Here is a 26,407-nt window from a genome sequence, read left to right as displayed (position 1 = left end):
CGGCGGGTTTTTTGCGTTTCGGCAACGGTCGGCTACGCGGTAGCGGCGTAGGCACGGCCTTCCATGCGCGATCCGACCGCCCAGAATAGCAGCGCCACAGTCGCCACCGCCGCGAGCACCAGGAACGCATTCGCATAGCCGTAGTGCGCGGCGACATACCCGCCCAGTGCCGGGCTGAGGGCCGAGCCGACATTGTGCATGGTCATCATGCCGCCGATACCCAGATTGACGTGCCCCGTTCCGCGCAGGATGCGCGCGACCATGCCGGGCGTCGCGACGCCGAGAAGACCCGCGCCGACGCCGTCCAGCATTTGGACGGGGATCAGCGCCCACGGATTGTCCCAGTAGCCGGCGATGAGGCCGCGGATGGGAAGGGCGATCAGCGCCACCATGACGACGATGCCAAAGCCGCGCCTTTGCGCGACCCACGCGGCGAGGAGCGCCATAGGGATCATGGTTCCCTGTGCGATGATGATGGTCGCCGACGTGTAGGCGCTCGGATCGGCGAGCCCGCGCGAGACGACCGATTGCGACAGAAGCGGCAGCATCGCGGCATTGCCGAAATGAAAGAGGAAGATCGTGATGCCGAACAGGACGAGCGCGCGGGATTTCAGCAACATGCCGATGCCGGATGGTTCGCGGTTCTGATGTTTCGCGGATGGCTCAAGCCCGCGCGCCACGTCGTGGTCGATCTCGGACGGCTCGATCATGTAGACGCTGACGATCGAGGCGATCGCCAGGATGATCATCAGGACGAAGACCGCGATCAGGCCGAAGACATAGCCGAACGCGCCGGCGAGGATTGCCGAGACCACGTTTCCGCCGTGGTTCCAGGCCTGGTTCCGGCCGAGCTGGTGGGCAAGGCCGCTCTGCCCACCAGTCCGAGCGTCAGCCCGGCAATGGCGGGTGCGATGATCGCCGCGAAAACGCTGGTGCCGACCTGCGACCCCGCGACGACCCAGAAGTCGGTGCTTATGAGCAGCGCCAATGTTCCGAGGATAATCAGACCCGCCGCAGCCGCGATAATGGTGCGCTTGAACCGTGTCGCGTCGACGAGCGCGCCGAGCGGCGTCGTCGCCAGCATGCCGGCCAGGCCGCCGAGCGTCATGACATAGCCGATCTCGTCGGCCGCCCAGCCGTGACCGATGAGGAAGACGCCGAGAAACGGACCGAGCCCGTCGCGGACGTCGGCGAGGGAGAAATTCATGGCACTGAGCGCCCGGATGGAGCGTCGTGAGGGGTTCTGCATTGCGAATGTCCCTTCGGCCTGGTGGCGTCTTAGCCGATCGGTCCCTTGAAGATGAAGAAGGCTCCCGCGCAGATGAGCGCGAAGCCGACGAGGTGATTGAGGGTGAGTTGTTCGCCGAGGTAGAAGACCGAGAAGACGGCGAAGACGGTCAGGGTCAGGACTTCCTGGATGGTCTTCAGTTCAGCGGCCGAGTAGACCGCATGGCCGTAGCGGTTGGCGGGCACTGCGAAGCAGTACTCGGCAAGCGCTATCAGCCAGCTCACGGCGATGACGATGAGCAGGGGCTTTCCCGGGTATTTCAGGTGACCGCACCAGGCGAACGTCATGAAGACGTTTGAGATCGCCAGGAGGCCGATCGGCATCAGATAGGCAAATGACATGGCGGCATGTTCCGTTTCGGAAGATGCCCGTCATTAGTCTTTGGTCGCCAAACCTGCTTTGAACCCGCGTTGAATGGAAACCAAACGCCAGGTCAGAAAAGCCGCAGGCTCTTCATGCTCGCATGCCCGTTTCGACCGATGATGATGTGATCATGCACGGTGACGCCCAAGGGCTTGGCCGCATCGGCGATCGTCTTGGTCATCTCGATGTCCGCGCGCGACGGCGTCGGGTCGCCGGATGGGTGGTTGTGGACGAGGATGATCGCGCTTGCAGATAGCTCCAGCGCGCGTTTGACCACTTCGCGCGGATAGACGGGCGTGTGGTCGATCGTGCCGGTCTGCTGCACCTCGTCGGCAATCAGCACGTTCTTCTTGTCGAGAAAAAGAATACGGAACTGCTCACGCATCTCGAAAGCCATCGCGGCTCTGCAATAGTCGATCACCTGGTTCCACGATCCAAGCAGTTCGCGTTTGCCGACCTGGCCTTTGGCGAAGAGGCCCCCGGCGGCGGCGACGAGCTTCAGGTCCAGCGCGGTCGATGCGCCGACGCCCTTGACCTCCGCAAGGAGCGCAGCATCGGCGCCCAGCACTTCGGCGAAAGAGCCGAACCGTGCGATGAGCGCCTTGGCCGTACCCTTGGTGTCGGCACGCGGAATGGAACGGAACAGCAGAAGTTCGAGCAGCTCATAATCGGCGAGCGCGGCGGCACCGCCCTGTTCGAAACGCCCACGCAGCCGGTCGCGATGGCCATGATAATGCGGCTTCTCGGCCTTCCTGCGGGCAGCCTCGGGCAGCGGTGGGATCGGAACGCCCTCGATGGCTCCGGTGAGCGGGCGTTCGGCGAAGAAACCACGCTCGTCCTCGCCCTCCGCGTCGCCCATGCGCCGGTCCTCAGCTCAAGCCGGGACGGTCGAGCCCAGCGGGCGACAGCGAAAAGATTTCGCAGCCATCCTTCGTCACGCCGACCGTGTGCTCATACTGGGCCGAAAGCGAGCGGTCGCGCGTGACGGCGGTCCAGCCGTCGGACAGAACCTTTACATGCGGGCGGCCGAGATTGATCATCGGCTCGATGGTGAAGATCATGCCTTCGCGCATCTCCACCCCCTCGTTGGAGTTGCCGTAGTGCAGGATGTTCGGTGCGTCATGGAACAGTCGCCCGACGCCATGCCCGCAGAAATCGCGCACCACCGAGCAGCGCTCCGCTTCGGCGAAGGACTGGATTGCCGCGCCGATCGCGCCGGTTCGCGCGCCCGGCTTCACGGCGGCGATGCCGCGCATCAGGCATTCATGCGTGACCTCAAGCAGTCGCTCGGCGGCGCGTTTGATCTGGCCGACCGGATACATCCGGCTCGAATCGCCGTGCCAGCCATCGACGATGTAGGTCACGTCGATATTGACGATGTCGCCCTCGCGCAGCGGCTTGGCGTCGGGAATGCCGTGGCAGACGACATGGTTGATCGAGGTGCAGGAGGCCTTGGTGTAGCCGCGATAGTTGAGCGTCGCGGGCAGCGCGCCGTGATCTATGCCGAATTCGAAGACGAAGCGGTCGATGGTCTCGGTCGTCACGCCCGGCTCGACCATGGTGGCGAGTTCATCGAGACAGCGCGCAGTGAGCTGGCACGCCTTGCGCATGCCGGCAAAGGCGTCTTCATTGTAGAGCCGGATCTGGCCGGTGTTGCGCAGAGGGGCCGTCTCCGCGTCGAGATAGGTGACCATTTGCCGTTTACCCGCGGGCTTGTCGTCTGATTTCGGATCAGGACAGACTTGGCATCAAGCGCGGCGGCATTCAACCCCTTGGCGTGTCGAGTTCGCCGGTCTGGAGTTAGCATTGCCGGCGCCCGCGGCTAAGCCGGTCGAAAAGGAGCATGCCATGGCCGAATATTCCAATTTCGACATCTGCGTCATCGGGGCCGGTATCGCCGGCGCGTCCGTGGCGGCAGAGCTGGCCGACAAGGCACGCGTCCTTCTCGTCGAGCGCGAGAGCCAGCCGGGCTACCATACGACCGGCCGCTCGGCGGCGCTGTTCTCCACCACTTATGGCCCCAATGTCATCCGGGCGCTGTCGCGTGCGTCCGAAGCCTTCTACAACGATCCGCCCGAAGGTTTCGACCGTCCGCTTCTCACGCCCCGCGGCGCATTGATGATCGCACGCGACGACCAGATGGAAAGCCTCGAAGCGCTCCAGCGCGAGTTGGCCGGCGCGGCGGGAGTCGAACGCCTCGACGGGGCCGCGGCACGCGCGCTCGTCCCGCTTCTTCGCAGCGGTCATGTCGCAGCGGCCATTTTCGAGCACTTCGCGCAGGACATCGACGTGCACGCCCTCCATCAAGGCTATCTGCGCCAGTTTCGCACGCGGGGCGGCACGTTCGGAGCCAATGCCGGCGTCGACGCGATCCGGCGCGGCAGCGGCGGCTGGACGATCGAGGCCGGGGCGAATGCTTTTCGGGCCACCACCATCGTCAATGCGGCCGGCGCGTGGGGCGATGTTGTCGCCGAGACGGCAGGGATTGCCCCCGTCGGTCTCGTGCCGAAGCGGCGCACCGCGGCGATGATCGCGCTGCCGGAGGGCACGAACGCGCATCACTGGCCGATGGTCATCGACATCGACGAGGAATTCTACGCCAAGCCCGATGCCGGGCGGCTCCTGATCTCGCCCGCCGACGAAACGCCGTCTGAGCCTTGCGACGCGCAGCCGGACGAGTACGACGTGGCCGTGGCTGTGGACCGCGTCGAAGCTGCATTCGATATCCAGGTGCGGCGGATCGAAAACAAGTGGGCAGGTCTGCGCACTTTCGCGGCCGACAAGAACCCGGTCGTCGGGTGGGGCGACGCTGGGCAAAGCTTCTTCTGGCTGGCGGGGCAGGGCGGCTACGGTATCCAGACGGCGCCCGCACTGGCTAAGCTTGCTGCCGCGCTCATTCTCGGCAAAACGCCAGAACGCGCGATCATGGACCACGGCATCGACCTGGATTCGATGTCGCCCGGCCGCGCTACGCTTCGCAAATGAGAAGAGGGGGTGTTGGTACGCCCAAGGGGAATCGAACCCCTGTTTGCGCCGTGAAAGGGCGCCGTCCTAACCGCTAGACGATGGGCGCGTACAACGAGGCGGTTTATAATAAGCTTCGCCGGAACGCACAACCCGGCAGCACCTGTTTTTCGAACTTTTTGTCCCGAAATGCGCGTTACGCAACGTCGCGACGAGCGATCAGCCGCGCCGGCGGCAACGCCAGTTCCAGTCGCGTTCGGGTCCGACATCCACATGCACGGATTCCGTGTGGCAATAGGTTCCGACGCCGCCACGGCCGGGCATCGAGCGCACATATTCGGCAAGTGTCCATTTGCTGACGCCGGCGACCTGGATGTCGGCGGCGGCGCAAGCCATGTGCAGCGAATTGCGCGCGCCGCGGGCGCGGCGGTTGCGTTCGGCGCTGCGGAAGCCGGAAGTGATGACCACCTTCTGGCCGAACCGGCTTTCGATCGACTTCAGGACGCGTACGAGGGACGGTCGCAGGCAGGAGACGTCGACGTCGTCATGCTGCTTCATGAGGCCGTTCGGAGCGAGCCGCGCTAGGCCCGGCGCATAGGCGACCTGATAGAGGCCGCCATCTTCGTTCAGGTCGATGTCGCTGTCGTCGTCGATGCCGTTCCGACGCGTTATCTCGAACAGATTCGCATTGTCGCGTACGCCCGGCAGGGCGTTCTCGCTGATCGAGGCGGTGCTGATCATCACCGGTCGGGACTGCTTCGTTGCCATGGAAACCGGCGCACGATTGGCTTCCAGGTCGATGATCGGCCTCGACGCTTCGGCCGCCTGCTGGGCAGGAGCGGGAGCCTGCTGCGGGACGATCGGCGAGGGTGCGGCCTGGGCCGGCTGCTGGGAGAAGAAGGCGGACAGGAAACCGCGCTTTGGCGGCTCGGGAGCTGCGGCGGGCGCCGGCTGGACGGCGACTTCCGGCTCGGCCGTCGGCGCAGGTTCGGTCGTCGCCGCGAGCGCCTCTGCGTCGGCGGATTCATTCGTCGCGGCGGCGGCAACCTGCGCTTCGCCATCTGCGGGCATGGTGGCCGGATCGGCGCTCGTGGCGATTTCGCGATTGGTCATCGTCGGGACGGAAGCGACCTGTTCGGGAAGGCTCGGGTCAGTCTCGTCGAATGCAAACTGTGGCGTCGCATCGGCAGTGGCACCCTCGGTCGCAGAAGCTTCGCCAGTGGTCGCCGCGACGGTGGGCTGCGCGGCCTGCGGCATAGCAACGCCCGTCGCGCCATATTGTGGATTGAAGCCGAACATCGCCATGTCGGTGTCGGACGTCGCCGAACAGGAAGCGAGAAGGGTCGCAGTCAACGCTGCAAGCACAGCACGATTGAGGGCGCTATGGCGGCGCGAACCTTCTGCAGACAATGCGTGTCCCCTTGGTGCGTCTCGTTTGGGCTGGCTTCCGCGTCGAAACAAGCGAGCGCAAAGCATCCGGCCGGGTCGAGACCTATCGGAATTGACTGTCGAGCACAACACCTGACCTGCGCAGCGGCCTTGCCGTGTCAAGCCGCCGAATCGTTGGATTCACAACTTGGCGCCTGCGCCGATCGTCGCGGAGTATTGGTGAATTCGTGCCGTCTGTCTACACCCGCACCCTGACGTAATCCCCAGGTGCGTCAGCCAGAACCTCGGTATTCTTGCCGATTTTCCGCGCTTTGGCCGTCTTGTCGTCCTGCGTGCGAATCCAGGTGTCCCAATGCGGCCACCACGAGCCCGGCGTTTCGGTCGCCTTTGCGACCCAGTCGTCGAAATCACCTTTGGGCGCGTCGCCGGACCAGAACTGGTACTTCCCGGCGGCGGGCGGGTTGACGACGCCTGCGATGTGGCCGGACCCTGCCATGACATAGTCGACCGGTCCGCCGAAGAGGCCGCTGCCGACGAAGACCGACTTCGCGGGCGCGATATGGTCTTCCTTCGTCGCCAGATTGTAGATCGGGATTTTCACATCCTTGAGTGACAGCGTCTTGCCGGCGAGCTTCATCTTGCCGGTCGCCAGATTGTTCTCGAGATAGCAGTTGCGCAGGTAGAAGGAGTGGTTGGCCGCGCTCATGCGTGTCGAATCGGAATTCCAGTAGAGAAGGTCGAACGGCATCGGCGTCTTGCCGCGCATGTAGTTGTTCACGACGTAGGGCCAGATCAAATCGCCTGCGCGCAGCATGTTGAACGCCGTCGCCATCTTGGTGCCGTCGAGATAGCCGCGAGTTTCCATCGCGCGCTCGAGCGCGCCGATCTGCTCCTCGTCGACGAAGACCTTGAGGTCGCCGGCATGGGTGAAGTCGACCTGCGTGGTGAAGAATGTCGCGGTGGCGATGCGCTTTTCGCCCTGCTTGGCGAACAATGCCAGAGCCGCCGCGAGCAGCGTGCCGCCGACGCAGTAGCCGATCGCGTTAACCTGCTTTTCGCCGGTCGCCCTCTCGACCGTATCGAGGGCGAACTGGACGCCGTCGCGGATATACTCCTCCCAGCCGGTCCGCGCATGCCGCTCGTCCGGATTGACCCACGAGATCACGAAGACCGTGTGCCCCTGTTCGACCGCCCAGCGAATGAACGATTTCTCCGGGTTGAGGTCGAGGATGTAGAACTTGTTGATCCAGGGCGGGCAGATGAGGAGAGGGCGCTTCAGCACGTCCTTCGTCGCCGGCTCGTACTGGATGATCTCGGCGACGTCGGAGCGCGCGACGACCTTGCCTGGCGTCGTCGCGATGTTCTTGCCGATCTCGAAGCGCGACGCGTCGGACTGGCGCAGCTTCAGATCGCCCTTGCCGGCCGCGATGTCCTCGGCAAGCATCTTCAGGCCGCGCACGAGGTTCGCGCCGTTGCTCGATACCGTCTCGCGGAAGAGCTCCGGGTTCGTCAGGATGAAGTTCGAGGGCGATATGGCGTGGCTGATCTGCTTGACGTAAAAGCCCGCCTTGTGGCGCGTATGCTCGTCCAGCCCGTCCGCATGCTCGACCAGGTCGTTCGCCCAGCGCGAGGTAACGAGATAGGTCTGTTTCAGGAAGTCGAAAAAGGCGTTCCGGCCCCAGTCGGGGTCTTTGAAACGCTTGTCGGGTGCCTCTGGCGCGGCAGCGGCGTCGGGATCGGCGATCTTTGCCATGGAACGCGTCCACGCTTCCATGTAGCCCGAATAAAGTCGCGTCTGCGCCTCGAGCGCGCGCGACGGGTCGGACAGCCAGTATTCGGTGAGCCTGGAGAAGGTCTTGACCATGTCGGCCATCGGCTCGGCCACCGTGTCGCGAACTTCGCCGGCCTCGCGCGGCGCCGTCCATGCAGCCGCCACCTTTCCGGCCTCTTCCATCATGTGGGAGACATTGACCGCGAACTCCTCGGGGTCCTTGACGAGGTAGTCCTCGATACCCGGAGCGTCCGCCTTCTGCGTACCTTGCGTGGTCTTGGGGCCGGCCATGATTTTTGCGCTTCCTCCCGGCGGCATTTTCTTTACAGACTAACACGATGGGACGCGGGCGGTCCAACGAATGCAACCGCCCGAAGGACGGAAAGAGGAAGAATGGCCGGTCATCTCATTTCGAAGCTTTCGGCCGCGGCGGCGGCCCTCGCCGTGGCCCTTTCGGCGTGCGCCGCCCCGCAGGCCGACCCGGGCGTGTCCGCCTCGACGGCCTCGGTCGGATCGGGCGTCTATCCCAATCTCAACGTTCCGCTGCAGCCGGCGACGGCCCAGATCACGCCCGCGGAACGCGCCGCGACCGCTGACGAGCTGCGCGCCCGCCGCGACAGTCAGGCCGCGACCGATTCTGCCCCGGCCTCTTCGGCGGCGCAATTGCGCCGGATCGGCAGCTCGCATGCACAGGGCGCGATCAGCCGCATCGAACGCAACTGACGACGGCCGGCCGTCTCGACCGTCGCCCTGAAACTGTGTATAGCCGCCACCATTCCCTCTAGCCGCGCCGGGATTGCCCCATGGAAGAGTTTCACAAGGTCCGCCGTCTTCCGCCCTACGTCTTCGAGCAGGTCAACCGCCTGAAGGCCTCGGCCCGTGCCAAGGGCGCCGACATCATCGATCTGGGGATGGGCAATCCCGACCTGCCGACGCCGAAGGCGATCGTCGACAAGCTGGTCGACGTGGTGCGCGATCCGCGCACCCATCGCTATTCGTCCTCGCGCGGCATTCCGGGGCTGCGCCGCGCGCAGGCGAACTACTATGCGCGCCGTTTCGGCGTGAAGCTCAATGCCGACACGCAGATCGTCGCCACGCTCGGCTCCAAGGAAGGCTTCGCCAACATGGCGCAGGCGATCACCGCGCCCGGCGACGTGATTCTCTGCCCCAATCCGACCTATCCGATCCACGCCTTCGGCTTCATCATGTCGGGCGGTGTCATCCGCTCGATGCAGGTCGAGCCCGACAACGGCTTCATCCCGGCGCTCGAGCGCGCGATCAAGCATTCGATCCCCAAGCCGCTCGCGCTGATCATGAATTACCCGTCGAACCCGACGGCGCATGTCGCCTCGCTCGACTTCTACAAGGACGTCGTTGCCTTCGCCCGCAAGCACGACCTGATCATCCTCTCCGATCTCGCCTATGCCGAGATCTATTTCGACGGCGCGCCGCCACCTTCGATCCTGCAGGTGCCGGGTGCGATGGATATCGCGGTCGAGTTCACCTCGATGTCGAAGACTTTCTCCATGCCCGGCTGGCGCATGGGCTTTGCCGTCGGCAACGAGCGCCTGATCTCGGCCCTGACCCGGGTCAAATCCTATCTCGACTACGGCGCCTTCACGCCGATCCAGGTCGCCGCGACGGCAGCCCTCAATGGCGATGGCACCGAGGTGGAGGAAGTCCGCAAGGTCTATCACCGCCGCCGCGACGTCATGGTCGACGCATTCGGCCGTGCCGGCTGGACGATTCCGGCACCCGCCGCGACGATGTTCGCTTGGGCGCCGATCCCCGATCAGTACAAGCATCTCGGCTCGCTGGAATTCTCCAAGCTCCTCGTTGAGAAGGCTGACGTCGCCGTCGCGCCGGGCATCGGCTTCGGCGAACATGGCGACGACTATGTGCGCCTTGCGCTGGTCGAGAACGAGCATCGCATCCGCCAGGCGGCGCGTTCGATCAAGAAGTTCATGGGGGCCTCGGCTCCGGCGCCCGACAATGTGGTGCAGATCGGCGCCCGGCGCTGAGCAGGACGAAAACAGAATATTGAAAGGACGATTCGGGGCATGAGCGAAGCATTGCGTGTGGGTATCGCCGGTTTGGGTACGGTCGGCGCATCGGTCGTCCGGCTGGTCACCGAGAGGGCGGCAGAACTCACCCGCCAGTGCGGTCGGCCGATCTCGATCGTCGCCGTCGCCGCGCGCGACAAGGCGCGCGACCGTGGCATTTCGCTCGACGGCATGGAATGGTTCGACGATCCGGTCGCGCTCGCCAAGTCGAAGGACATCGACGTCTTCGTCGAACTGATTGGCGGCGAAGAGGGCGCTGCCCGCGAGGCGGTCAAGGCCGCGCTCGACGCCAGCCATCACGTCGTCACCGCCAACAAGGCGCTCCTCGCCAAGCATGGTCTCGCGCTCGCCGAAGCCGCCGAAAAGCGCGGCGTGCTCCTCAACTACGAGGCGGCGGTCGCCGGCGGTATCCCGGTTATCAAGACCATGCGCGAGGCGCTTGCCGGCAACACGGTGCTGCGCGTCTTCGGCATCCTCAACGGCACCTGCAACTACATCCTGACCCGCATGGAAGCCGAGGGCATCTCCTTCGAGGACTGCCTCGCCGATGCTCAGCGGCTCGGCTACGCAGAAGCGGACCCGACCTTCGACATCGAGGGCAACGACACCGCCCACAAGCTCGCGATCCTCACCAGCCTTGCCTTCGGCACCAAGATCGCCGCCGACGATATCTACATGGAAGGCATCTCGAACATTACGCAGGCGGACATCCGCGCCGCTTCCGAGCTCGGCTACCGCATCAAGCTTCTCGGCGTCGCGCAGAAGACAGAGACCGGCATCGAGCAGCGCGTCCACCCGACCATGGTGCCGACCGCCTCCGTCATCGCGCAGGTCCACGGCGTCACCAACGCGGTCGCCATCGAGACCGACATTCTGGGAGAGCTGCTGCTTTCCGGCCCCGGAGCCGGCGGCAACGCCACGGCTTCTGCCGTCATCGGCGACATTGCCGACATCGCCAAGAGCCGTCCCGGCTTCCAGCACGGCCCCGTCTTCGGCCGCCCCGCCAAGGAACTCGCGCCGTGCAAGAAGGCGAAGATGCGCGCCCATGCCGGCGGCTACTTCATCCGCCTGACGGTCTATGACCGCACCGGCGTCTTCGCCGCGCTCGCGCGCCGCATGGCCGACAACGACATTTCGCTGGAATCGATTGTCCAGCATTCCGACCGGGATGCCGGCGCGGACCGCAAGACCGTCATCCTCGTCACGCACGAGACGACGGAAGCGGCCGTGCGCAAGGCGATCGACGGCGTGACGAAGGACGGCCACCTCGTCGATGTGCCGCAGGTCATCCGTATCGAGCGTGCCGGCTGATGGCGCGCCGGGCAGCGCGTTGACCCTGGAGCGGCGGCACTTCTTCGACGTGCGCCGGTCGGTGCGGGGACTGGCCTGGGAACACCGGCTCGATCCGCGCCAGGAGAACATCGCGCTCGCCATCGCCCAGTCGCACGGCGTGCCCGACATCGTTGCGCGCGTGCTCGCCGCGCGAGGCGTCGGGCTCGACGAGACGCCTCGCTTTCTCGATCCGACCATCCGCGACTTGCTGCCCGACCCTTCGTCGCTGACCGACATGGACAAGGCCGCCGAACGCATCGCCGACGCGGTCGAGCGTCGCGAACCGGTTGCGATCTTCGGCGATTATGATGTCGACGGCGCGTGCTCGTCGGCACTGATGAAGCGCTATCTTGCCCATTTCGGCGTGCCGGCCGAAATCTACATCCCGGACCGGATATTCGAGGGCTACGGCCCCAACCCGGACGCCATGCGCGATCTCGTCGCGCGCGGCGCGAAGCTGATCGTGACAGTCGATTGTGGCACGAACAGTGCGCCTTCCGTCGATGCGGCCAACGAGGCGGGCGCAGATGTCGTCGTCCTTGACCATCACCAGGTCGGCGGGCCGCTTCCGGCCGCTATCGCCGTCGTCAATCCCAACCGCGAGGACGATCTGTCGGGGCAGGGGCATCTGTGCGCGGCGGGCGTCGTCTTCGTCACGCTGGTGCGCGTTACCAGCATCCTGCGCACGCGCGGCCGCACCGATTTGCCCGACCTTCTGTCGATGCTCGATTTGGTCGGGCTGGCGACGGTCTGCGACGTCGTTCCGCTCATCGGGGTCAACCGGGCCTTTGTGGTGAAGGGGCTGGCTGCCGCGCGTCGGCTCGGCAATCCGGGTATCGCAGCTCTCGCGCGGGTCTCCAAGATCGGCGAGCCGCTCAATGTTTTCCATTTCGGCTTCATCATCGGCCCGCGCATCAATGCCGGCGGGCGCATCGGGGATGCGGCGCTCGGCTCGAAGCTCCTTGCCTGCGACGATCCCATTGAATCCGGCACGATCGCCGAAACGCTCGACCGCCTGAACCAGGAGCGGCAGGCGATGGAAGCCGTCATGCTTCTCGATGCCAAGGCGCAGGCTGATGCTGAACTCGTCCATGGCGACGGGCCGGGCGTGCTCGTCGCCGTCAGCGACAACTGGCATCCGGGCATCGTCGGCCTTCTCGCCTCGCGGCTGAAGGACCATGCGCGCCGTCCCGCCTTTGCCATCTCGTTCAACGCGAACGGCGTCGGCAGCGGCTCGGGCCGCTCCGTGCCCGGCTTCGACCTCGGCCGCCTCGTGCGCGATGCGGTCGATGCCGGCCTGCTCGTCAAGGGCGGTGGTCACGCAATGGCCGCCGGCATCACCGTTCGCCGCGAAAAGCTCGGCGAATTGCGCGCCTTCTTCGAGGAGCGAGCGGCAGCGCAGGTCAAGGATCTGCGCGAGGGCGAGACGTTGAAGATCGACGCTGCGTTGTCGGCCGAGGGCGCGCGCTTCGATCTGCTCGACGCGATGGAAACCGCAGGCCCGTTCGGTGCCGGGCACCCTCAACCCATTCTCGCCCTCCCGCGTCACCGTATTCTCGACGCGCGTGCCGTGGGCACCGGCCATCTGCGCGTCGAACTGGCATCGGAAATGGGTGGGCGGCTTCAGGCCATGGCCTTCCGCTCGGCCGAGACCGACCTCGGCCATTTCCTGGCGACGTCGCGCGGCCAGACAGTGCATGTTGCAGGCTCGATCGCGTCCAATTACTGGAACGGCTCGCGCTCCGTGCAGTTCAGGATTCTCGACGCGGCAATGGCCTAGGCAAGCACGTTCTGCAGCCGGTCCAACTCGGCAAGCTGGGCGCGCGTCGCGTCGTAGCCGAGCTTGATCAATTCGTCGGCGCGGTGAAACTCCGTCAGCCCGATATGGCCGAGCTTGGGTTGCAGCGACAGATCCGGCGGATCGCCGGCAAGGCGCGAGCGGGAAATCCGATCCTGGATGATGTTGAAAGCCTCGACCATGACGCCGGTGATGCCGAGCCGCGCCTCGCGGTCGCGCGGGCCCTTGTCGACGATCAGCGGCGTCTTCTTGCCGTCGGCCATCTCTTCACCATCCGCCGGCATGTCGGCCGAATGTTTGATGACGGCGGCGCGCCCGAACAGATCGTAGTGGAGGTTGACCGCAACGACGAGCGGCTGCTCGTGCGCGCGGCAGACGGAGACCGGCACGGGATTGACCAGCGCGCCGTCGACCAGCACGCGCTTGTTGCAGACGACCGGCTCGAACACGCCGGGCAGGGCGTAGGACGCGCGCATCGCCGTGATCAGCGAGCCGCTCGACAGCCAGATTTCGTGGCCGGTGCGGATTTCCGCCGCGACGCAGACGAAAGGACGCGGCAGGTCGGCGAAGGTCAGCCCTTCCAGATGTTCCTGCATCCGCGCCGTCAGCCGCATGCCGCCCAGAAGGCCGGAGCCGCGCAGATTGAAGTCGAGCAGACCGAAAATCCGGCGCTTGGTCAAGGAGCGTGCGAAGTCTTCGAGTTCGTCCAGCTTGCCGGCAAGATAGCAGCCACCGACCAACGCGCCGATCGACGTTCCGGCGATCATGTTGATGCGAATGCCTGCTTCATCGAGCGCACGCAGCACACCTATATGCGCCCAGCCACGCGCCGCGCCGCCGCCCAGCGCAAGTGCGACGCCCATCGGCTCCGGCCGTTCCGGAAGCTTGATCTCGGGCGAGGACGGCAGGGCTGCCCCTGCTTCCGGCTTGCTCATGAAGGACGCCCAGTCGAGCATCGGTTGCTCCATCTCAGATCGGGCCATACTGACAAGATATGGTATCCGAAGGATGAAGACGAGCGATGCGCCAGAGCAATCGTCTATTTGGTGTAGATGGTTCCGGGGTCGAATTTCGGCGCTGCGTCGATGACGAGGCGAACGCCGCCATCCGCCACCTCGGCCCTGCGATAAAAGCAAGAACGCCGCCCTGTGTGGCAGGTCGCATCGTGCCCGGCGACCTCGACGCGCAGCCAGACCGCGTCCTGGTCGCAGTCCGTCCGCAGTTCGACGATCGTCTGCAAATTGCCGGACGTCTCGCCCTTCTTCCAGAGCTGGTTGCGCGAGCGTGACCAGTAATGCGCGATGCCCGTCTCCAATGACAGCGCCAGCGCCTCGGCATTCATGTGCGCGACCATCAGCACCGTGCCTTCATGCGCATCGGTCACGACGGCGGTGATCAGGCCGGCAGCGTCGAAGCGCGGCGTGAAGGCGTCGCCCTCTTCGAGCGCCGCCTTGGATGTCGAGGGCGGTTGAAATTGCATGTCGGTCATTCGCGGATGAAAGCCTGTCAGGGAGCGCGGAAGTCGCGCAGCGACATCAGGAAGCGTGCCTGCTCTTCGGGATGGTCGCGGAACGCACCGGTGAAAGTCGACGTCATGGTGCTTGACCCCGATTTCTTGATGCCGCGCATCGCCATGCACATGTGCTCGGCCTCGATCACGACGGCCACGCCGCGGGGCGTCAATGCGTCCTGGATCACGCCTGCGATCTGCGCCGTCATCGCCTCCTGCGTCTGCAGGCGGTGTGCGAAGATATCGACGACCCGCGCGATCTTCGAAAGGCCGACGACCTTGCCGTCCGGCAGATAGCCGACATGGGCCTTGCCGATGATCGGCACCATGTGGTGCTCGCAGTGCGAGTGAAACGGAATGTCGCGGATCAGGACGAGATCGTCATAGCCCGCAACTTCCTCGAAAGTGCGGCCCAGTTCTTCGAACGGGTCCTGATCGTAGCCGGAAAACATTTCCCGATAGGCTTTAGCCACGCGTTTAGGCGTATCGACCAGCCCTTCGCGGTCCGGATTGTCTCCGGTCCAGCGCAGGAGGACGCGCACCGCCGCTTCGACTTCGACCTGTGTCGGGCGCGGCTGCTGTTCGAGGGTCGTATCGGCGTCGGCACGGTTGGGGAATGATTTCACAATTGCGTCCATGAAAGGCGTCTCCCGTAGTTCCCCTCTACGGAGGAACGAGTTGAACGGACCACAGCCTTTCCCGGAATTTTTGGCAGATCCTGCCGTCGGTCCGAAATGGCGTGCATGCGGCCAACCCTCTTTCGCCCGCACGGCTTGTCGGGTCGATCGCACAACCACTATATATTCGCCTATCGGCCGATGAAAAGGCATGGCAGCGGCGACGGTTTGTTCAGCCGCGCCGCAGGAGCTGGAAACTGCGATGATCGACGACGTCTACAACGCGAAAATCCTGGGGTTTGCGGGCAACACCGAACGGCTCGGCCGCCTGTCCGACCCGGACGCGAGCGCGACCGCCCATTCCAAGCTCTGCGGCTCCACCGTCACCATCGATCTGCGGATGGAAGGCGACGAAGTGATCGATTTTGCCCATGAGGTGAAGGCCTGCGCGCTCGGGCAGGCATCCTCCTCCATCATGGCTCGCCACGTCGTCGGCGCCCGCGCCGACGAATTGCGCTCCGTGCGCGAGACGATGCGTCGCATGCTCAAGGAAAACGGCACGCCGCCCGAAGGCCGCTTCGCCGACCTGCGCTATCTCGAGCCCGTCCGCGACTACAAGGCCCGCCACGCTTCGACCATGCTCACCTTCGACGCCGTCATCGACGCCATCGACCAGATCGAGAAGAAGCGCGCCGGACAGGCGGCGTAGCCTTCGTGGCCGACTTGCCCAAGACCCGGAACTGGTCCGGCGCCTGGCCGCACACGCCGGGGCGGGTCTTCGGCACCGGGTTCGTTCGCCTCTACCAGCTCACGCTCTCCGGTTTCGTCGGCAATTCGTGCCGGCATTATCCGACCTGTTCGGAATTCGCCTATGAGGCCATCGCGCGGCATGGCTTGTGGCGCGGCGGGTTCATAGGGCTCTTTCGCGTCATGCGCTGCGGTCCGGGCGGCACCCACGGCATCGATCTCGTGCCCGAACGGCTCGACCGCGATCAGGCATGGTATGCGCCGTGGCGTCTTTGGCGCGTCAGCCGCAAGAGTGGCGCCGCCTGACCTTGTCCGCGTCCGATTGATCGGCTAAACGCGCGGACATCGACAACCACCTGCGCTCGTTTGCAGGACTGGATAGGAAGCATTCCATGCCTGAAGTCTCCCTGACATTTCCCGATGGTTCCGTTCGCGCGCACGACGCCGCGGCGACGGGGGCCGATCTCGCAAACTCCATCTCCAGGTCGCTTGCCAAGAAGGCGGTCGCCTATGCGATCGACGGCCAGGTGCGCGACCTGTCCGAGCCGCTCGGCGCCGACGGCGCGGTCGAGATCATCACGCGCAACGATCCGCGCGCGCTGGAGCTGATCCGCCACGACGCCGCCCATGTGCTCGCGGAGGCGGTGCAGGAGCTTTGGCCGGGCACGCAGGTCACCATCGGCCCGGTCATCGAGAACGGCTTCTACTATGACTTCGCCCGCGACACGCCCTTCACGCTCGACGATCTGCCGGTCATCGAGAAGAAGATGCGCGAGATTATCGGCCGCAACAAACCCTTCACCAGAGAAGTCTGGACGCGTGACAAGGCGCGGCAGGTCTTCGCCGACAAGGGCGAGGCCTACAAGGTCGAGCTGATTGACGCGATCCCCGCGGACCAGGATTTGAAGATTTATGCGCAGGGCGACTGGTTTGACCTCTGCCGCGGGCCGCACATGGCCTCGACAGGCCAGGTCGGCAATGCCTTCAAGCTAATGAAGGTCGCCGGCGCCTACTGGCGCGGCGATTCCAACAACCCGATGCTGACGCGCATCTACGGAACGGCATGGGCCGAGCAGGCCGAGCTCGACGCGTATCTCCACATGCTGGAGGAAGCCGAGAAGCGCGATCATCGCCGGCTTGGGCGCGAGATGGACCTTTTCCATTTCCAGGAGGAAGGCCCGGGCGTCGCCTTCTGGCACGCGAAGGGCTGGCGGATGTTCCAGAAGCTGACGGCCTATATGCGCCGCCGGCTCGAAGGCGACTATGACGAGGTCAATGCGCCGCAGGTGCTCGATTCCTCGCTCTGGCAGACGTCGGGTCACTGGGGCTGGTACAAGGAGAACATGTTCGCCGTGCAGTCGGCAGACCCGAAGGCCGAGGACCAGCGCGTCTTCGCCCTGAAGCCGATGAACTGTCCGGGCCACGTCCAGATCTTCAAGCACGGCTTGAAGTCCTACCGAGAACTGCCGATCCGCCTTGCAGAATTCGGAACCGTCCATCGTTATGAGCCATCCGGCGCGCTGCATGGTTTGATGCGCGTTCGCGGCTTCACGCAGGACGATGCGCACATCTTCTGCACCGACGAGCAGATGGCGGCCGAGTGCCTGAAGATCAATGATCTGATCCTCTCGGTCTACGAGGATTTCGGCTTCGACGAGATCGTCGTCAAGCTCTCGACACGGCCGGAAAAGCGGGTCGGCTCCGACGCGCTTTGGGATCGCGCCGAATCCGTCATGATGGACGTCCTGAAGCAGATCGAGGCCCAGTCGGGCGGGCGCATCAAGACCGGCATCCTGCCGGGCGAGGGCGCGTTCTACGGGCCGAAGTTCGAATATACGCTGCGCGATGCGATCGGCCGCGAATGGCAGTGCGGCACGACGCAGGTCGACTTCAACCTGCCGGAACGCTTCGGCGCCTTCTACATCGACAAGGATTCGGAAAAGAAGCAGCCGGTAATGATCCACCGCGCCATCTGCGGCTCCATGGAACGCTTCCTCGGTATCCTAATCGAGAACTTCGCCGGTCACTTCCCGCTCTGGTTCGCGCCGGTGCAGGTCGTCGTCGCGACGATCACCTCCGACGCCGACGATTACGCAAACTCGGTCGTCGCGAAGCTCAAGGCTGCCGGCATCCATGCCGAACCGGATTTGCGCAACGAGAAGATCAACTACAAGGTCCGCGAGCACTCGATGGCCAAGGTCCCGGTCATTCTCGTCTGCGGCAAGCGCGAGGCGGAAGAGGCGACGGTCAACATGCGCCGCCTCGGCTCGCGCGACCAGCAATCGCTGTCGCTGGCCGATGCGCTGGAGCAGTTGCGGCAGGAAGCGATCGCGCCGGACCTGAAGCGGCTGGCATCCGCAAACTGATCGAACTTGGGGCGGCGTCAGCCGCCCCTTTTCACATGGCTGTCATGGCGTTGGGCGACACTTCGCCTCATGATCGCGATCCGCCGCCAGCGCCTCTTTCCCGAACTGACTTACGCCAATGAAGGCCACCGCTGGCTGCAGCGTTTCCTGATCGAGCGCATCGAGAGCCTGTCGGGGCGCGACCGCTTCGCCGCGCTCTACGACATTTGGCGCCGCGACGTCGCGCCGGGCGGTGTCGACCTCTTCTCCACCATGCTGCGCATGGTCGGGATCGAACTTCGCATCGAAGGCATCTGGCCGCCGGCGCGCCTGCCCGACACGCCGCTGGTCATGGTCGCCAACCACCCGTTCGGCATTGCCGATGGCATCGCCATTCTCGCACTTGCCGAGCGGCTCGGTCGGCCGTTCCGCGTGATGATCCACAAGGATCTGATGCGGATTTCGGAGATGGCGCCCTACGCGTTGCCGATCGACTTCTCCGAAACCCGCGAGGCGGTCGCCGCCAATCTGGCCGTGCGCAACGAGGCGCTGCGTCTCCTCAAGGAGGGCGTCACCATCGTGGTCTTCCCGGCAGGCGGCGTCGCCACCGCGACGCGGATCGTCGGGAAGGCGAGCGATCTGGAATGGAAGATGTTCCCGGCCCGGTTGGTTCGCGATGCGCGCGCATCGGTCGTGCCGCTGCATTTCGCGGGCCAGAACAGCCGCTGGTTTCACCTTGCGAGCCGTTTTTCGATGACGCTGCGGACCGCGCTTTTGATCCCGGAGTTCACGAAGCGCGCCGGCCGCCCGATGGACGTGCGGATCGGCCCCGTCATTCACGCCGACGAATTCGATCGCGAGCGCAAGGCGGTCCTTGAACGGATGTACCGGGCGGTTTTCGACCTCGCCACCGACCGCCGATTCCGCCAAGGAGTGCCGGCCGCCATCGGCGATCTCTCGATCGGCTAATCGCCGGAAGCGTCGATCCGCTCGCCGCCATTTTCGTCGGCGATGACCTCGACATCGCTGTTGCGGCCGGCGACGACCCTGAATTCGCGCTGGTAAAGGCGTTCGCGGTTGCGCGCGACGGCGACATACTCGCCTTCCGCGAGCACCATCGAGGCGAATGCGCCGACGCTTTCGCGCACGATGTCGCCCGAATCGGTCAGCACCGCCCAGGACGTGTCGGCGATTGCCTCGCCGCCCGCCTCGCGCACCAGCTTCATGGTAATCTCGGCCGCCTTGTGCTCGACGGTCGCCTCGGTCAACTGGCCGGCCTCGACGCGGATGTCGGAGCGGATCACGGCATTGACGTTCCCGTAGGTCGAGACGACGTGGTAGGTGCCGCTGTTGAGACGCACGACGGCCTTGGGGCTGACATTCGGCACGATCAGCGCACGCTCGCCCGCCGCGTCGCCGGCGCCTTCATAGATCGAGAAACGCAGTTTGTCGGGCGGAATGCCGGCACCACCCGAGAGCACGGCGTCGAGCTTCAGCCCGCCTGCGTCGAGCACGAACTGCTCGTCGCGTGCATTGGGGCCGAGGGTGATGCGCTTCGTGGCGCCCGCCCGGCCGAACGTCGCATGGACGAGGTAGCTGCCCGGATCGAGCTGGAAATTGCTGGTGCCGCCCTGCGCGGTCGCGATCAGCGGCAGGCGCCCGTCCGGGCCCGGTTCCGGCCGGAAGACGCGCCAGACCATGCCGCGTTCGATCTCCGAACCCTCTCCCGTCAGTCGGGCCGACAAGGTGAGCGATCCGGCGCCGGGCATGGCGAGCGGTACTCCGATCGATGGCGCGGCGTATCCGGTGATGCCGGGCAGTTCGATCTGCGGCAAGGGTGAGGGGAGCTGGATCTGCGGCAGCGCGCCGACGCCGCCGTCGGGTTGCGACTGGATCGGGGGCAGCGAAAGAGGTGGCGGTGTCGTCGCGCCGGGAATTTCGAGCCGCGGCATGCCGCCGCTCGGCGCTCCGAAACCCAGATTGCGGCCAGGACCGGGTCCGCCACCGAACCCGCCCCCAAGGCCACCGGGTCCACCATCCTGCGCCTGCGCCGGCAGGGCACCTGCCAGCGAGGCGAGAAGGACGGCGCGGATCAGTCGCATTGTGAACGGTCTGGCACGGGAAACATGCCTTGCGTTGAACCCGAAACCGGTGGCAATTTCAAGGCTCCAGACAGCGCCGACGCGCCCGTTCGTTCACCGTGCGATCGCCGTTCTTCCCGCCAATTCAATCCCTTGGAAGAGGAAATCCAGATTTGACGTCTTCGACGATCGAATTCCTTCTCAACAGGAAGTCCGCCCCCATTGCAGAGTTGCACGCGCCCGGGCCCTCCGACGACGAAATCCGTACGCTCCTGACCATCGCCGCGCGCGTGCCTGATCATGGCCGGCTGGCGCCCTGGCGGTTCATCGTCTATCGTGGCGAAGCGCGGGAACGCGTCGGTGAAAAGCTTGCGGAACTCGCCGAAAGGCGCGAAGGCCCGCTCATCGATGCCCGCCGCGAGCAGGAGCGCACGCGCTTTTCGCGCGCGCCGCTCGTCATCGGCGTCGTTCACGTGCCGCGCGACAATCCGAAGATTCCGCAATGGGAGATGTTCCTGTCGGGCGGCGCCGTCGCGATGAACCTCCTCGTCGCCGCGAGCGCCATGGGCTATGGCGCGAACTGGATCACCAACTGGTATTCGGATGTCGATGAGGGCAGGGCGATTCTTGGCCTCAAGCCGGAGGAGCGCGTCATCGGCTTCGTCCATATCGGCTCCTTCGACGGCGAGGCGTTCGAGCGCCCGCGCCCCGACATCGACGCGCTGATCACCGAATTCGGAGCCGCTTCCTGATGTTCTACGAACCGAAGAACGGCCACGGCCTGCCGCACGATCCGTCGAAGGCGATCGTCTCGCCGCGCCCGATCGGCTGGGTTTCAACTCTGTCCGGAGAGGGCGCGCTGAACCTCGCGCCTTACTCCTTCTTCAACGCACTGACGACCACGCCCTTTCTCGTCATGTTCTCGTCGGAAGGCGAGAAGGACAGCGTCGTGAACTCGCGGGCAACGGGCGAGTTCGTCATCAACCTTGCCAGCCGCGATCTTGCCGAGGCGATGAACGCCAGCGCCGTCGACGCGCCGTACGGCACGAGCGAGTTCGACTACGCCAGGCTCGAAACCGCACCGTCGAGGCTGGTCGCACCCCCGCGCGTCGCGCATGCCCATGCCGCGCTCGAATGCAGGGTCACCGAGACTTTCCAGCCGGTCGGTCTGAACGGCAAGCCGTCCGCTGCAACCGTCGTCATCGGCGAAGTCATCGGCGTCTATATCGACGACGGTGTCCTGACGAACGGCCTATTCGACGTCGTCAAGGCGGGCAATCTTGCCCGCCTCGGCTACATGGACTATACGTCTGTCACCGAAACCTTCGCCATGCGCCGCCCCCGCTGGAACGCCGACTAGGCGGTCCCGGCAGCCTGCGCGCGCGCGATCAGGCGTTCGGCGCGCCGCAGGTGGGGACGGTCGTACATTGCGCCATCGATGCCGACGACGCCGGGGTTGCCCGCCGCTTCAAACGCATCGATCACCGCGCGCGCATGGGCGACCGCGTCGGCCGACGGCGTGAAGACCTCGTTGATGATCGGCACCTGCGCCGGATGAATCGCCATCCGCCCCGTGAACCCGTCGCGGATGCCGGCGACGCAGTCCTTGCGAAAGGCATCCTCGTCGCGGAAGTTCGGGAACACCGTGTCGATGGCGGCCGCCTGCGCTGCGCTCGCAGCCAGCAGCGTCACCGCCCGCGCCAGTTTGAAGACGTCGGTGTAGACGCCCGTCTCGTCCCGCGTCGCGCTGGCGCCGATATCGGCCGAAAGATCCTCCGCGCCCCAGGTCAGCGCGCCGAGCCGGACATGGGCGCGGTAGGTCGAACCGGCGAGCACGCTGGCGCCCGTCTCGGTGATGATGGGGATGATCCGCGTTGTCCCGTCCTCGATCCCGTGGTCGGCTTCGTGGACGCGCAGCTTGGCCGATAGATGCTCCAGATCGGCATATCCGCAGCATTTCGGCAGCATGATCGCATCGGGCCGCGCAGCCATCACGGCGGCGAGGTCGTCGTCGGTGAGGCCCGTCGTCAAATCGTTGACGCGCACGACGAGCATAGGTCCGCCCGGCCGCCGGTTTGCGACGAAGTCGCGCGAGAGTTCGCGTGCCGCCGGCTTGTTCGCCGCGGACACCGAATCCTCCAGATCGAGGATCAGCGCGTCGGCGCCGGAGTTAAGGCCCTTGTCGAGCTTGCGCTCCGAATCGCCGGGAACGAACAGCAGCGAGCGCATCAGGCGGGCTTCCTCAGCATCATGGCCTGGCGCGTGCATTTCGCCACCAGCACGTCGTTCTGGTTATAGGCGCGATGCTCGAATTCGACGATGCCGCGATCGGCCTTCGACTTCGACGGCCGCACGCTCTTCACCTCGGTCTCCACGCGCACCGTGTCGCCGTGGAAGAGCGGATGCGGAAACACCGTGTCGGTCATGCCGAGATTTCCGATCGTGGTGCCGAGCGTGGTGTCATGCACCGAAATGCCGATCATCAGGCCCAGCGTGAACAGCGAGTTGACGAGCGGCTTGCCCCACTCGCTCTTCGCCGCGAAATCGAAATCGATATGGAGCGGCTGCGGGTTCAGCGTCATGACCGAGAACAGCATGTTGTCGCTCTCGGTGACCGACTTGGTCAGCGTATGCCGGATGACGTGTCCCGGCACGAATTCCTCGAGGTAAAGTCCTGCCATGAAAGGCTCCTCCTGATCGCGAACGTGACGCGTTAAAGAACATGGTGAACCGTTCGTAAACCAATTCGAGCTAGCGTCCACGCATAGTTTGCGAAGGGGGGCGGGCGTGACGACGGCAATCGCAGAAACATATCTACGCTCGACGCGCGCATCCGAACGCGCCGCCGCCGCCGCATATCTCGCCAACGCCGCTCTTGCCGCCGAGACCCCGCGCGACGACCGCCATGCCGCCATCTCCGCGCTGACGCTCCTCGCCGACGACCCATCGCCGAACGTGCGCGCCGCCATCGCCTTGGCGCTTGCCGGCAACCGCCGCGCGCCGCTTCACATCGTTCTCCACCTTGCCAAGGACCAGCCTTCCGTCGCAGCACCGATCCTTCTGCGCTCGCCGCTCTTGACCGAGGGCGACCTCGTCGAACTCGTCGCCACGCTAGACGCGCGCGGACAGACCGTGATCGCACGGCGGGCAGGGCTCACTCCCGGTGTCACCGCAACGCTTTCGGCCTTCGGACCGCGCGATGCCGTCATCGAACTCGCCCGCAACGACGACGCCGAAATCCTGCCCTCGGCCTTCCGTCAGATGGTCGAACGCTTCGGCTGCGATGCCGAACTGCGCGAGATTCTGATCCGTCAGGCGCGGCTGCCCGTCGATTGCCGCCACAGGCTCCTCGCCAGCATCGGTGATGTCCTCAGCCAATCGGCCTTCGTCAAGGCGACGATCGGTTCGGAGCGCGCGGCGCGGGTCACGCGCGATGCCTGTGCCCGTTCGACCGTCTCTCTCGTCGAAGGCGCGCGAACTGCGGAGCTGTCCGAACTCGTCGCACGCCTGCGCGAGACGGGGCATCTCACCACCGCTTTCGTCCTGCGCTGCATGGCGCTCGGCAAGATGGAGTTCTTCGTTCATCTCGTCGCGCATCTCTCGACCGTTCCGCAGGAGCGCGTACGCACGATCCTCGTCTCGGGCCGCGACCTCGCCATCACGGCCCTTTTCGACAAGGCTGGATTTGCAGCGTCGATCCACCAGCCGCTCGTCGGTGCCATCCATGTCTGGCGCTCGGTCGCGCGCGGCGAACGGATCGCCGGCGTCCGCGAGGCGAGCCAGGCAATGATCGATGCGATGGGCAAAGAAAATTCTTCGCAGGCCGGCCCGGTCGTCAGCCTGCTGCGCCAGGTCCAGGCCGACGCGACGCGCGCGGCCGCGACTGAAACGGTACGGATCGCCGCTTAGACCGGCGGGCATTGTGACGAATGCCAAGTATGCCGCTCTAGCTGTCTTTCCCATCCGCATTTGTGCGACGCCAGAAGAGTCCGTCTGGCTGCAAATGCTCTAGATATCCAGTTCGCCAGCGAACTCGGCATTGTCCTGGATGAAGCGGAAGCGCAGTTCGGGCTTGGTGCCCATCAGCGCATCCATGGACGCCTTGGTCGCGTCCTCGCTCTCGTGGACCTCGACGCGCAGCAAGGTCCGCTTGCGCTTGTCCATCGTCGTTTCCTTGAGTTGGCTCGCCAGCATCTCGCCGAGGCCCTTGAAACGGCCGAGCTCGACCTTGCCGCGCCCGGTGAATTCGGTGCGCATCAATTCATCTTTATGCGCGTCATCCCGCGCGTACATCGTCTTGCCGCCCTGCGTCAGCTTGTAGAGCGGCGGCACGGCCATGTAGAGATGCCCGCCGCGCACGAGCTCCGGCATCTCCTGGTAGAAGAAGGTGATCAGAAGCGAAGCGATGTGCGCGCCATCGACATCCGCGTCGGTCATGATGATCACGCGGTCGTAGCGCAGATCCTCCTCGCGGTATTTCGACCGCGTGCCGCAGCCGAGCGCCTGGATCAGGTCGGCGATCTGCTGGTTGGCGGTCAGCTTCTCGCGCCCGGCGCTCGCGACGTTCAGGATTTTGCCGCGTAGCGGCAGGACGGCCTGGCTCGCCCGGTCGCGCGCCTGCTTGGCCGAGCCGCCGGCCGAGTCGCCCTCGACGATGAAGAGTTCGGCGCCCGCCGCCGCGTTCTGCGTGCAGTCGGCGAGCTTGCCGGGAAGGCGCAGCTTGCGCACCGCGCTCTTGCGGCTGACTTCCTTTTCCTGGCGTCGCTTCACGCGCTCGTCGGCGCGCGCGATGACCCATTCCAGAAGCTTCGAGGCTTCCTGCGGATTGTCCGCGAGCCAATGATCGAACGGATCGCGCACCGCGTTCTCGACGATGCGCTGCGCTTCGCCGGTCGCCAGCCTGTCCTTGGTCTGGCCGACGAATTCCGGCTCTCGGATGAACACCGACAGCATGCCGGCCGCCGAGATCATCACGTCCTCGGAGGTGACGATCGAGGCGCGCTTGTTGCCGGTCAGTTCCGCATAGGCGCGCAGGCCGCGCAGCAGCGCATTGCGCAGCCCCGTCTCGTGCGTACCGCCTTCGGGCGTCGGGATCGTGTTGCAATAGGAGTTGAGGAAGCCATCGCCGCCATGCCAGGTGACGGCCCATTCGAGCGAGCCGTGCCCCCCGGACTTCTCGCTCTTACCCGCGAATGGCTCGCGCGTGACCTGGTATTCCGTGCCGAGCGAGGCGAGGAGATAGTCCTTCAGCCCGCCGGGAAAGTGGAATGTCGCCTTGTCCGGCGTCTTGTCCTTCTCGCCGATCAGCGTCGGATCGCACGACCAGCGGATTTCGACGCCGCCGAAGAGATAGGCCTTCGAGCGCGCCATCTTGTAGAGCCGCGCGGGTTCGAAGCGCGCATTGGCGCCGAAGATCTGCGCGTCCGGGTGGAAGCGCACCTTCGTGCCGCGCCGGTTCTGCACGTCGCCCAGAAATTCCAGCCCGCCTTGCGGAATGCCGCGGGAGAAGCGCTGGCGATAGAGCTTGCGCCCGCGCGCGACCTCGACTTCCAGATCGTCCGAAAGCGCATTGACCACCGAGACGCCGACGCCATGGAGGCCGCCCGAGGTCTCGTAGACCTTCGAATCGAACTTTCCGCCCGCATGCAGCGTCGTCATGATGACTTCGAGGGCGGACTTGTCCTTGAACTTCGGATGCGGGTCGACCGGGATACCACGGCCATTGTCGGTCACCGACAGGAACCCGTCCGCCCCGAGTTCGACATCGATGAAGGTCGCATGGCCGGCCACGGCCTCGTCCATCGAATTGTCGATCACCTCGGCAAAGAGGTGGTGCAGCGCCTTTTCGTCGGTGCCGCCGATATACATGCCCGGCCGCCGGCGCACCGGCTCAAGCCCTTCCAGCACCTCGATGTCGGCTGCGCTGTAGCCGTCGCTGGCGTCCCTCGTCGCGATGGCCGGTGGCGCGGCGCGCTTGGCGGCGGCGACGATCGGGTCGGCGGGGCGCGTCGCGGGCTTGGCCGGCGTCGAGGCGGCGAGGTCGCCGAAGAGGTCGTTGTTGTCGTCCATGGCGGCAGGTTGGTCCGTTCGCGAATCAGATCGAGCGTGCTCGCAGGGCTGTCATCATAGCCGGGGGCCT

The 26,407-nt window shown here is 65.3% G+C and carries 26 protein-coding genes and 1 tRNA gene; 12 read left to right on the top strand and 15 right to left on the bottom strand.

The window, feature by feature from the left end; translation table 11 throughout:
* Positions 1-32: 32 nt before the first annotated feature.
* From ACT6QU_RS11475 to map, 5 genes are all read right to left on the bottom strand, one after another.
* Positions 33-815, bottom strand: coding sequence for an MFS transporter (locus tag ACT6QU_RS11475; RefSeq protein ID WP_444565123.1), 783 nt, complete (start codon positions 813-815; stop codon positions 33-35).
* Complete coding sequence (locus tag ACT6QU_RS11470) at positions 767-1,207, bottom strand: MFS transporter (RefSeq protein ID WP_444565122.1); 441 nt, start codon at positions 1,205-1,207, stop codon at positions 767-769. Before ACT6QU_RS11470 ends, ACT6QU_RS11475 begins: the two co-directional genes overlap by 49 nt.
* 71 nt (positions 1,208-1,278) lie before the next feature.
* Positions 1,279-1,629, bottom strand: a complete 351-nt coding sequence (locus ACT6QU_RS11465) for a DMT family protein (RefSeq protein ID WP_444565121.1) — start codon at positions 1,627-1,629, stop codon at positions 1,279-1,281.
* Positions 1,630-1,721: 92 nt separating this feature from the next.
* Entirely contained in the window at positions 1,722-2,510 is a 789-nt protein-coding gene (gene radC / locus ACT6QU_RS11460) for a RadC family protein (RefSeq protein ID WP_444565120.1), read from the bottom strand.
* Between the two features lie 10 nt (positions 2,511-2,520).
* Positions 2,521-3,345 (bottom strand): type I methionyl aminopeptidase, encoded by an 825-nt coding sequence (map, locus tag ACT6QU_RS11455; RefSeq protein ID WP_444565119.1) that lies wholly within the window; start codon positions 3,343-3,345, stop codon positions 2,521-2,523.
* Between the two features lie 154 nt (positions 3,346-3,499).
* On the opposite strand from map, the gene ACT6QU_RS11450 reads away from it, so the two are divergent.
* On the top strand, positions 3,500-4,636 hold the full coding sequence (locus tag ACT6QU_RS11450) for an NAD(P)/FAD-dependent oxidoreductase (RefSeq protein ID WP_444565118.1): 1,137 nt from the start codon (positions 3,500-3,502) through the stop codon (positions 4,634-4,636).
* 13 nt (positions 4,637-4,649) lie between these two features.
* Here ACT6QU_RS11450 and ACT6QU_RS11445 read toward each other — a convergent pair.
* The 3 genes from ACT6QU_RS11445 to ACT6QU_RS11435 all read right to left on the bottom strand — a co-directional run bounded on the left by ACT6QU_RS11445 (position 4,650) and on the right by ACT6QU_RS11435 (position 8,066).
* Positions 4,650-4,724, bottom strand: a tRNA-Glu gene (locus tag ACT6QU_RS11445).
* Positions 4,725-4,834: 110 nt separating this feature from the next.
* Positions 4,835-5,968 carry a D-Ala-D-Ala carboxypeptidase family metallohydrolase gene (locus tag ACT6QU_RS11440; protein ID WP_444565117.1) on the bottom strand — a complete coding sequence of 378 codons (1,134 nt, stop codon included), beginning with the start codon at positions 5,966-5,968 and terminating at the stop codon, positions 4,835-4,837.
* Between the two features lie 274 nt (positions 5,969-6,242).
* A complete protein-coding gene (locus tag ACT6QU_RS11435) occupies positions 6,243-8,066 on the bottom strand; it encodes a PHA/PHB synthase family protein (protein WP_444565116.1) in 1,824 nt (607 codons plus the stop codon).
* A gap of 102 nt (positions 8,067-8,168) precedes the next feature.
* Here ACT6QU_RS11435 and ACT6QU_RS11430 point away from each other — a divergent pair, with 102 nt between their 5' ends.
* The 4 genes from ACT6QU_RS11430 to recJ all read left to right on the top strand — a co-directional run bounded on the left by ACT6QU_RS11430 (position 8,169) and on the right by recJ (position 12,950).
* A complete protein-coding gene (locus tag ACT6QU_RS11430) occupies positions 8,169-8,498 on the top strand; it encodes a hypothetical protein (RefSeq protein WP_444565115.1) in 330 nt (109 codons plus the stop codon).
* A gap of 80 nt (positions 8,499-8,578) precedes the next feature.
* Positions 8,579-9,796 carry an LL-diaminopimelate aminotransferase gene (locus ACT6QU_RS11425; RefSeq protein WP_444565114.1) on the top strand — a complete coding sequence of 406 codons (1,218 nt, stop codon included), beginning with the start codon at positions 8,579-8,581 and terminating at the stop codon, positions 9,794-9,796.
* 39 nt (positions 9,797-9,835) lie between these two features.
* Positions 9,836-11,149 carry a homoserine dehydrogenase gene (locus tag ACT6QU_RS11420; protein WP_444565113.1) on the top strand — a complete coding sequence of 438 codons (1,314 nt, stop codon included), beginning with the start codon at positions 9,836-9,838 and terminating at the stop codon, positions 11,147-11,149.
* On the top strand, positions 11,112-12,950 hold the full coding sequence (gene recJ / locus ACT6QU_RS11415) for a single-stranded-DNA-specific exonuclease RecJ (RefSeq protein WP_444565112.1): 1,839 nt from the start codon (positions 11,112-11,114) through the stop codon (positions 12,948-12,950). The genes ACT6QU_RS11420 and recJ overlap by 38 nt, the downstream gene beginning before the upstream one ends.
* On the opposite strand, the gene ACT6QU_RS11410 is transcribed toward recJ, so the two are convergent.
* The 3 genes from ACT6QU_RS11410 to folE form a co-directional block, all read right to left on the bottom strand.
* Entirely contained in the window at positions 12,947-13,831 is an 885-nt protein-coding gene (locus tag ACT6QU_RS11410) for a patatin-like phospholipase family protein (RefSeq protein WP_444565130.1), read from the bottom strand. The two genes, recJ and ACT6QU_RS11410, sit on opposite strands and share 4 nt — an antisense overlap.
* Positions 13,832-14,007: 176 nt before the next feature.
* Positions 14,008-14,457 (bottom strand): phosphoribosyl-AMP cyclohydrolase, encoded by a 450-nt coding sequence (hisI, locus tag ACT6QU_RS11405; RefSeq protein WP_444565111.1) that lies wholly within the window; start codon positions 14,455-14,457, stop codon positions 14,008-14,010.
* Between the two features lie 17 nt (positions 14,458-14,474).
* On the bottom strand, positions 14,475-15,116 hold the full coding sequence (gene folE, locus ACT6QU_RS11400) for a GTP cyclohydrolase I FolE (protein ID WP_444565110.1): 642 nt from the start codon (positions 15,114-15,116) through the stop codon (positions 14,475-14,477).
* 241 nt (positions 15,117-15,357) lie between these two features.
* On the opposite strand from folE, the gene ACT6QU_RS11395 reads away from it, so the two are divergent.
* The 4 genes from ACT6QU_RS11395 (at position 15,358) to ACT6QU_RS11380 (ending at position 19,156) form a co-directional block, all read left to right on the top strand.
* The gene (locus ACT6QU_RS11395) at positions 15,358-15,804 is read left to right on the top strand and encodes an iron-sulfur cluster assembly scaffold protein (RefSeq protein WP_444565109.1); all 447 of its coding nucleotides are present in this window, start codon (positions 15,358-15,360) and stop codon (positions 15,802-15,804) included.
* A gap of 5 nt (positions 15,805-15,809) precedes the next feature.
* Positions 15,810-16,148, top strand: a complete 339-nt coding sequence (gene yidD, locus ACT6QU_RS11390) for a membrane protein insertion efficiency factor YidD (protein WP_444565108.1) — start codon at positions 15,810-15,812, stop codon at positions 16,146-16,148.
* Between the two features lie 86 nt (positions 16,149-16,234).
* Positions 16,235-18,208 carry a threonine--tRNA ligase gene (thrS, locus tag ACT6QU_RS11385; protein ID WP_444565107.1) on the top strand — a complete coding sequence of 658 codons (1,974 nt, stop codon included), beginning with the start codon at positions 16,235-16,237 and terminating at the stop codon, positions 18,206-18,208.
* A gap of 69 nt (positions 18,209-18,277) precedes the next feature.
* Positions 18,278-19,156 (top strand): lysophospholipid acyltransferase family protein, encoded by an 879-nt coding sequence (locus ACT6QU_RS11380; RefSeq protein ID WP_444565106.1) that lies wholly within the window; start codon positions 18,278-18,280, stop codon positions 19,154-19,156.
* On the opposite strand, the gene ACT6QU_RS11375 is transcribed toward ACT6QU_RS11380, so the two are convergent.
* Positions 19,153-20,289 carry a hypothetical protein gene (locus ACT6QU_RS11375; RefSeq protein ID WP_444565105.1) on the bottom strand — a complete coding sequence of 379 codons (1,137 nt, stop codon included), beginning with the start codon at positions 20,287-20,289 and terminating at the stop codon, positions 19,153-19,155. The two genes, ACT6QU_RS11380 and ACT6QU_RS11375, sit on opposite strands and share 4 nt — an antisense overlap.
* Positions 20,290-20,441: 152 nt before the next feature.
* On the opposite strand from ACT6QU_RS11375, the gene ACT6QU_RS11370 reads away from it, so the two are divergent.
* Both ACT6QU_RS11370 and ACT6QU_RS11365 read left to right on the top strand, forming a co-directional pair.
* Entirely contained in the window at positions 20,442-21,020 is a 579-nt protein-coding gene (locus ACT6QU_RS11370) for a nitroreductase family protein (RefSeq protein WP_444565104.1), read from the top strand.
* Positions 21,020-21,628 carry a flavin reductase family protein gene (locus tag ACT6QU_RS11365; protein WP_444565103.1) on the top strand — a complete coding sequence of 203 codons (609 nt, stop codon included), beginning with the start codon at positions 21,020-21,022 and terminating at the stop codon, positions 21,626-21,628. The genes ACT6QU_RS11370 and ACT6QU_RS11365 overlap by 1 nt, the downstream gene beginning before the upstream one ends.
* Here the strand turns inward: ACT6QU_RS11365 and ACT6QU_RS11360 are convergent.
* Positions 21,625-22,497, bottom strand: coding sequence for an HpcH/HpaI aldolase/citrate lyase family protein (locus tag ACT6QU_RS11360; protein WP_444565102.1), 873 nt, complete (start codon positions 22,495-22,497; stop codon positions 21,625-21,627). The genes ACT6QU_RS11365 and ACT6QU_RS11360 overlap by 4 nt on opposite strands.
* Positions 22,497-22,949 carry a MaoC family dehydratase gene (locus ACT6QU_RS11355; protein ID WP_444565101.1) on the bottom strand — a complete coding sequence of 151 codons (453 nt, stop codon included), beginning with the start codon at positions 22,947-22,949 and terminating at the stop codon, positions 22,497-22,499. Before ACT6QU_RS11355 ends, ACT6QU_RS11360 begins: the two co-directional genes overlap by 1 nt.
* Before the next feature lie 106 nt (positions 22,950-23,055).
* Between ACT6QU_RS11355 and ACT6QU_RS11350 the strand changes: the two genes are divergently transcribed.
* Positions 23,056-24,177, top strand: a complete 1,122-nt coding sequence (locus ACT6QU_RS11350; protein ID WP_444565100.1) for a DUF2336 domain-containing protein — start codon at positions 23,056-23,058, stop codon at positions 24,175-24,177.
* A 99-nt stretch (positions 24,178-24,276) separates the two neighbouring features.
* Here the strand turns inward: ACT6QU_RS11350 and parE are convergent, their stop codons facing one another.
* Positions 24,277-26,337: a DNA topoisomerase IV subunit B gene (gene parE / locus ACT6QU_RS11345; RefSeq protein WP_444565099.1), complete on the bottom strand. Its 2,061-nt coding sequence runs from the start codon at positions 26,335-26,337 to the stop codon at positions 24,277-24,279.
* Positions 26,338-26,407: the final 70 nt, after the last annotated feature.

It is taken from the genome of Aliihoeflea sp., from assembly GCF_052435475.1.
In the GTDB taxonomy this organism is placed as follows: Bacteria; Pseudomonadota; Alphaproteobacteria; order Rhizobiales; family Rhizobiaceae; genus Aliihoeflea.
Note: the sequence above shows the minus strand (reverse complement) of the source record. Positions and strands in the feature narration are given on the sequence as shown.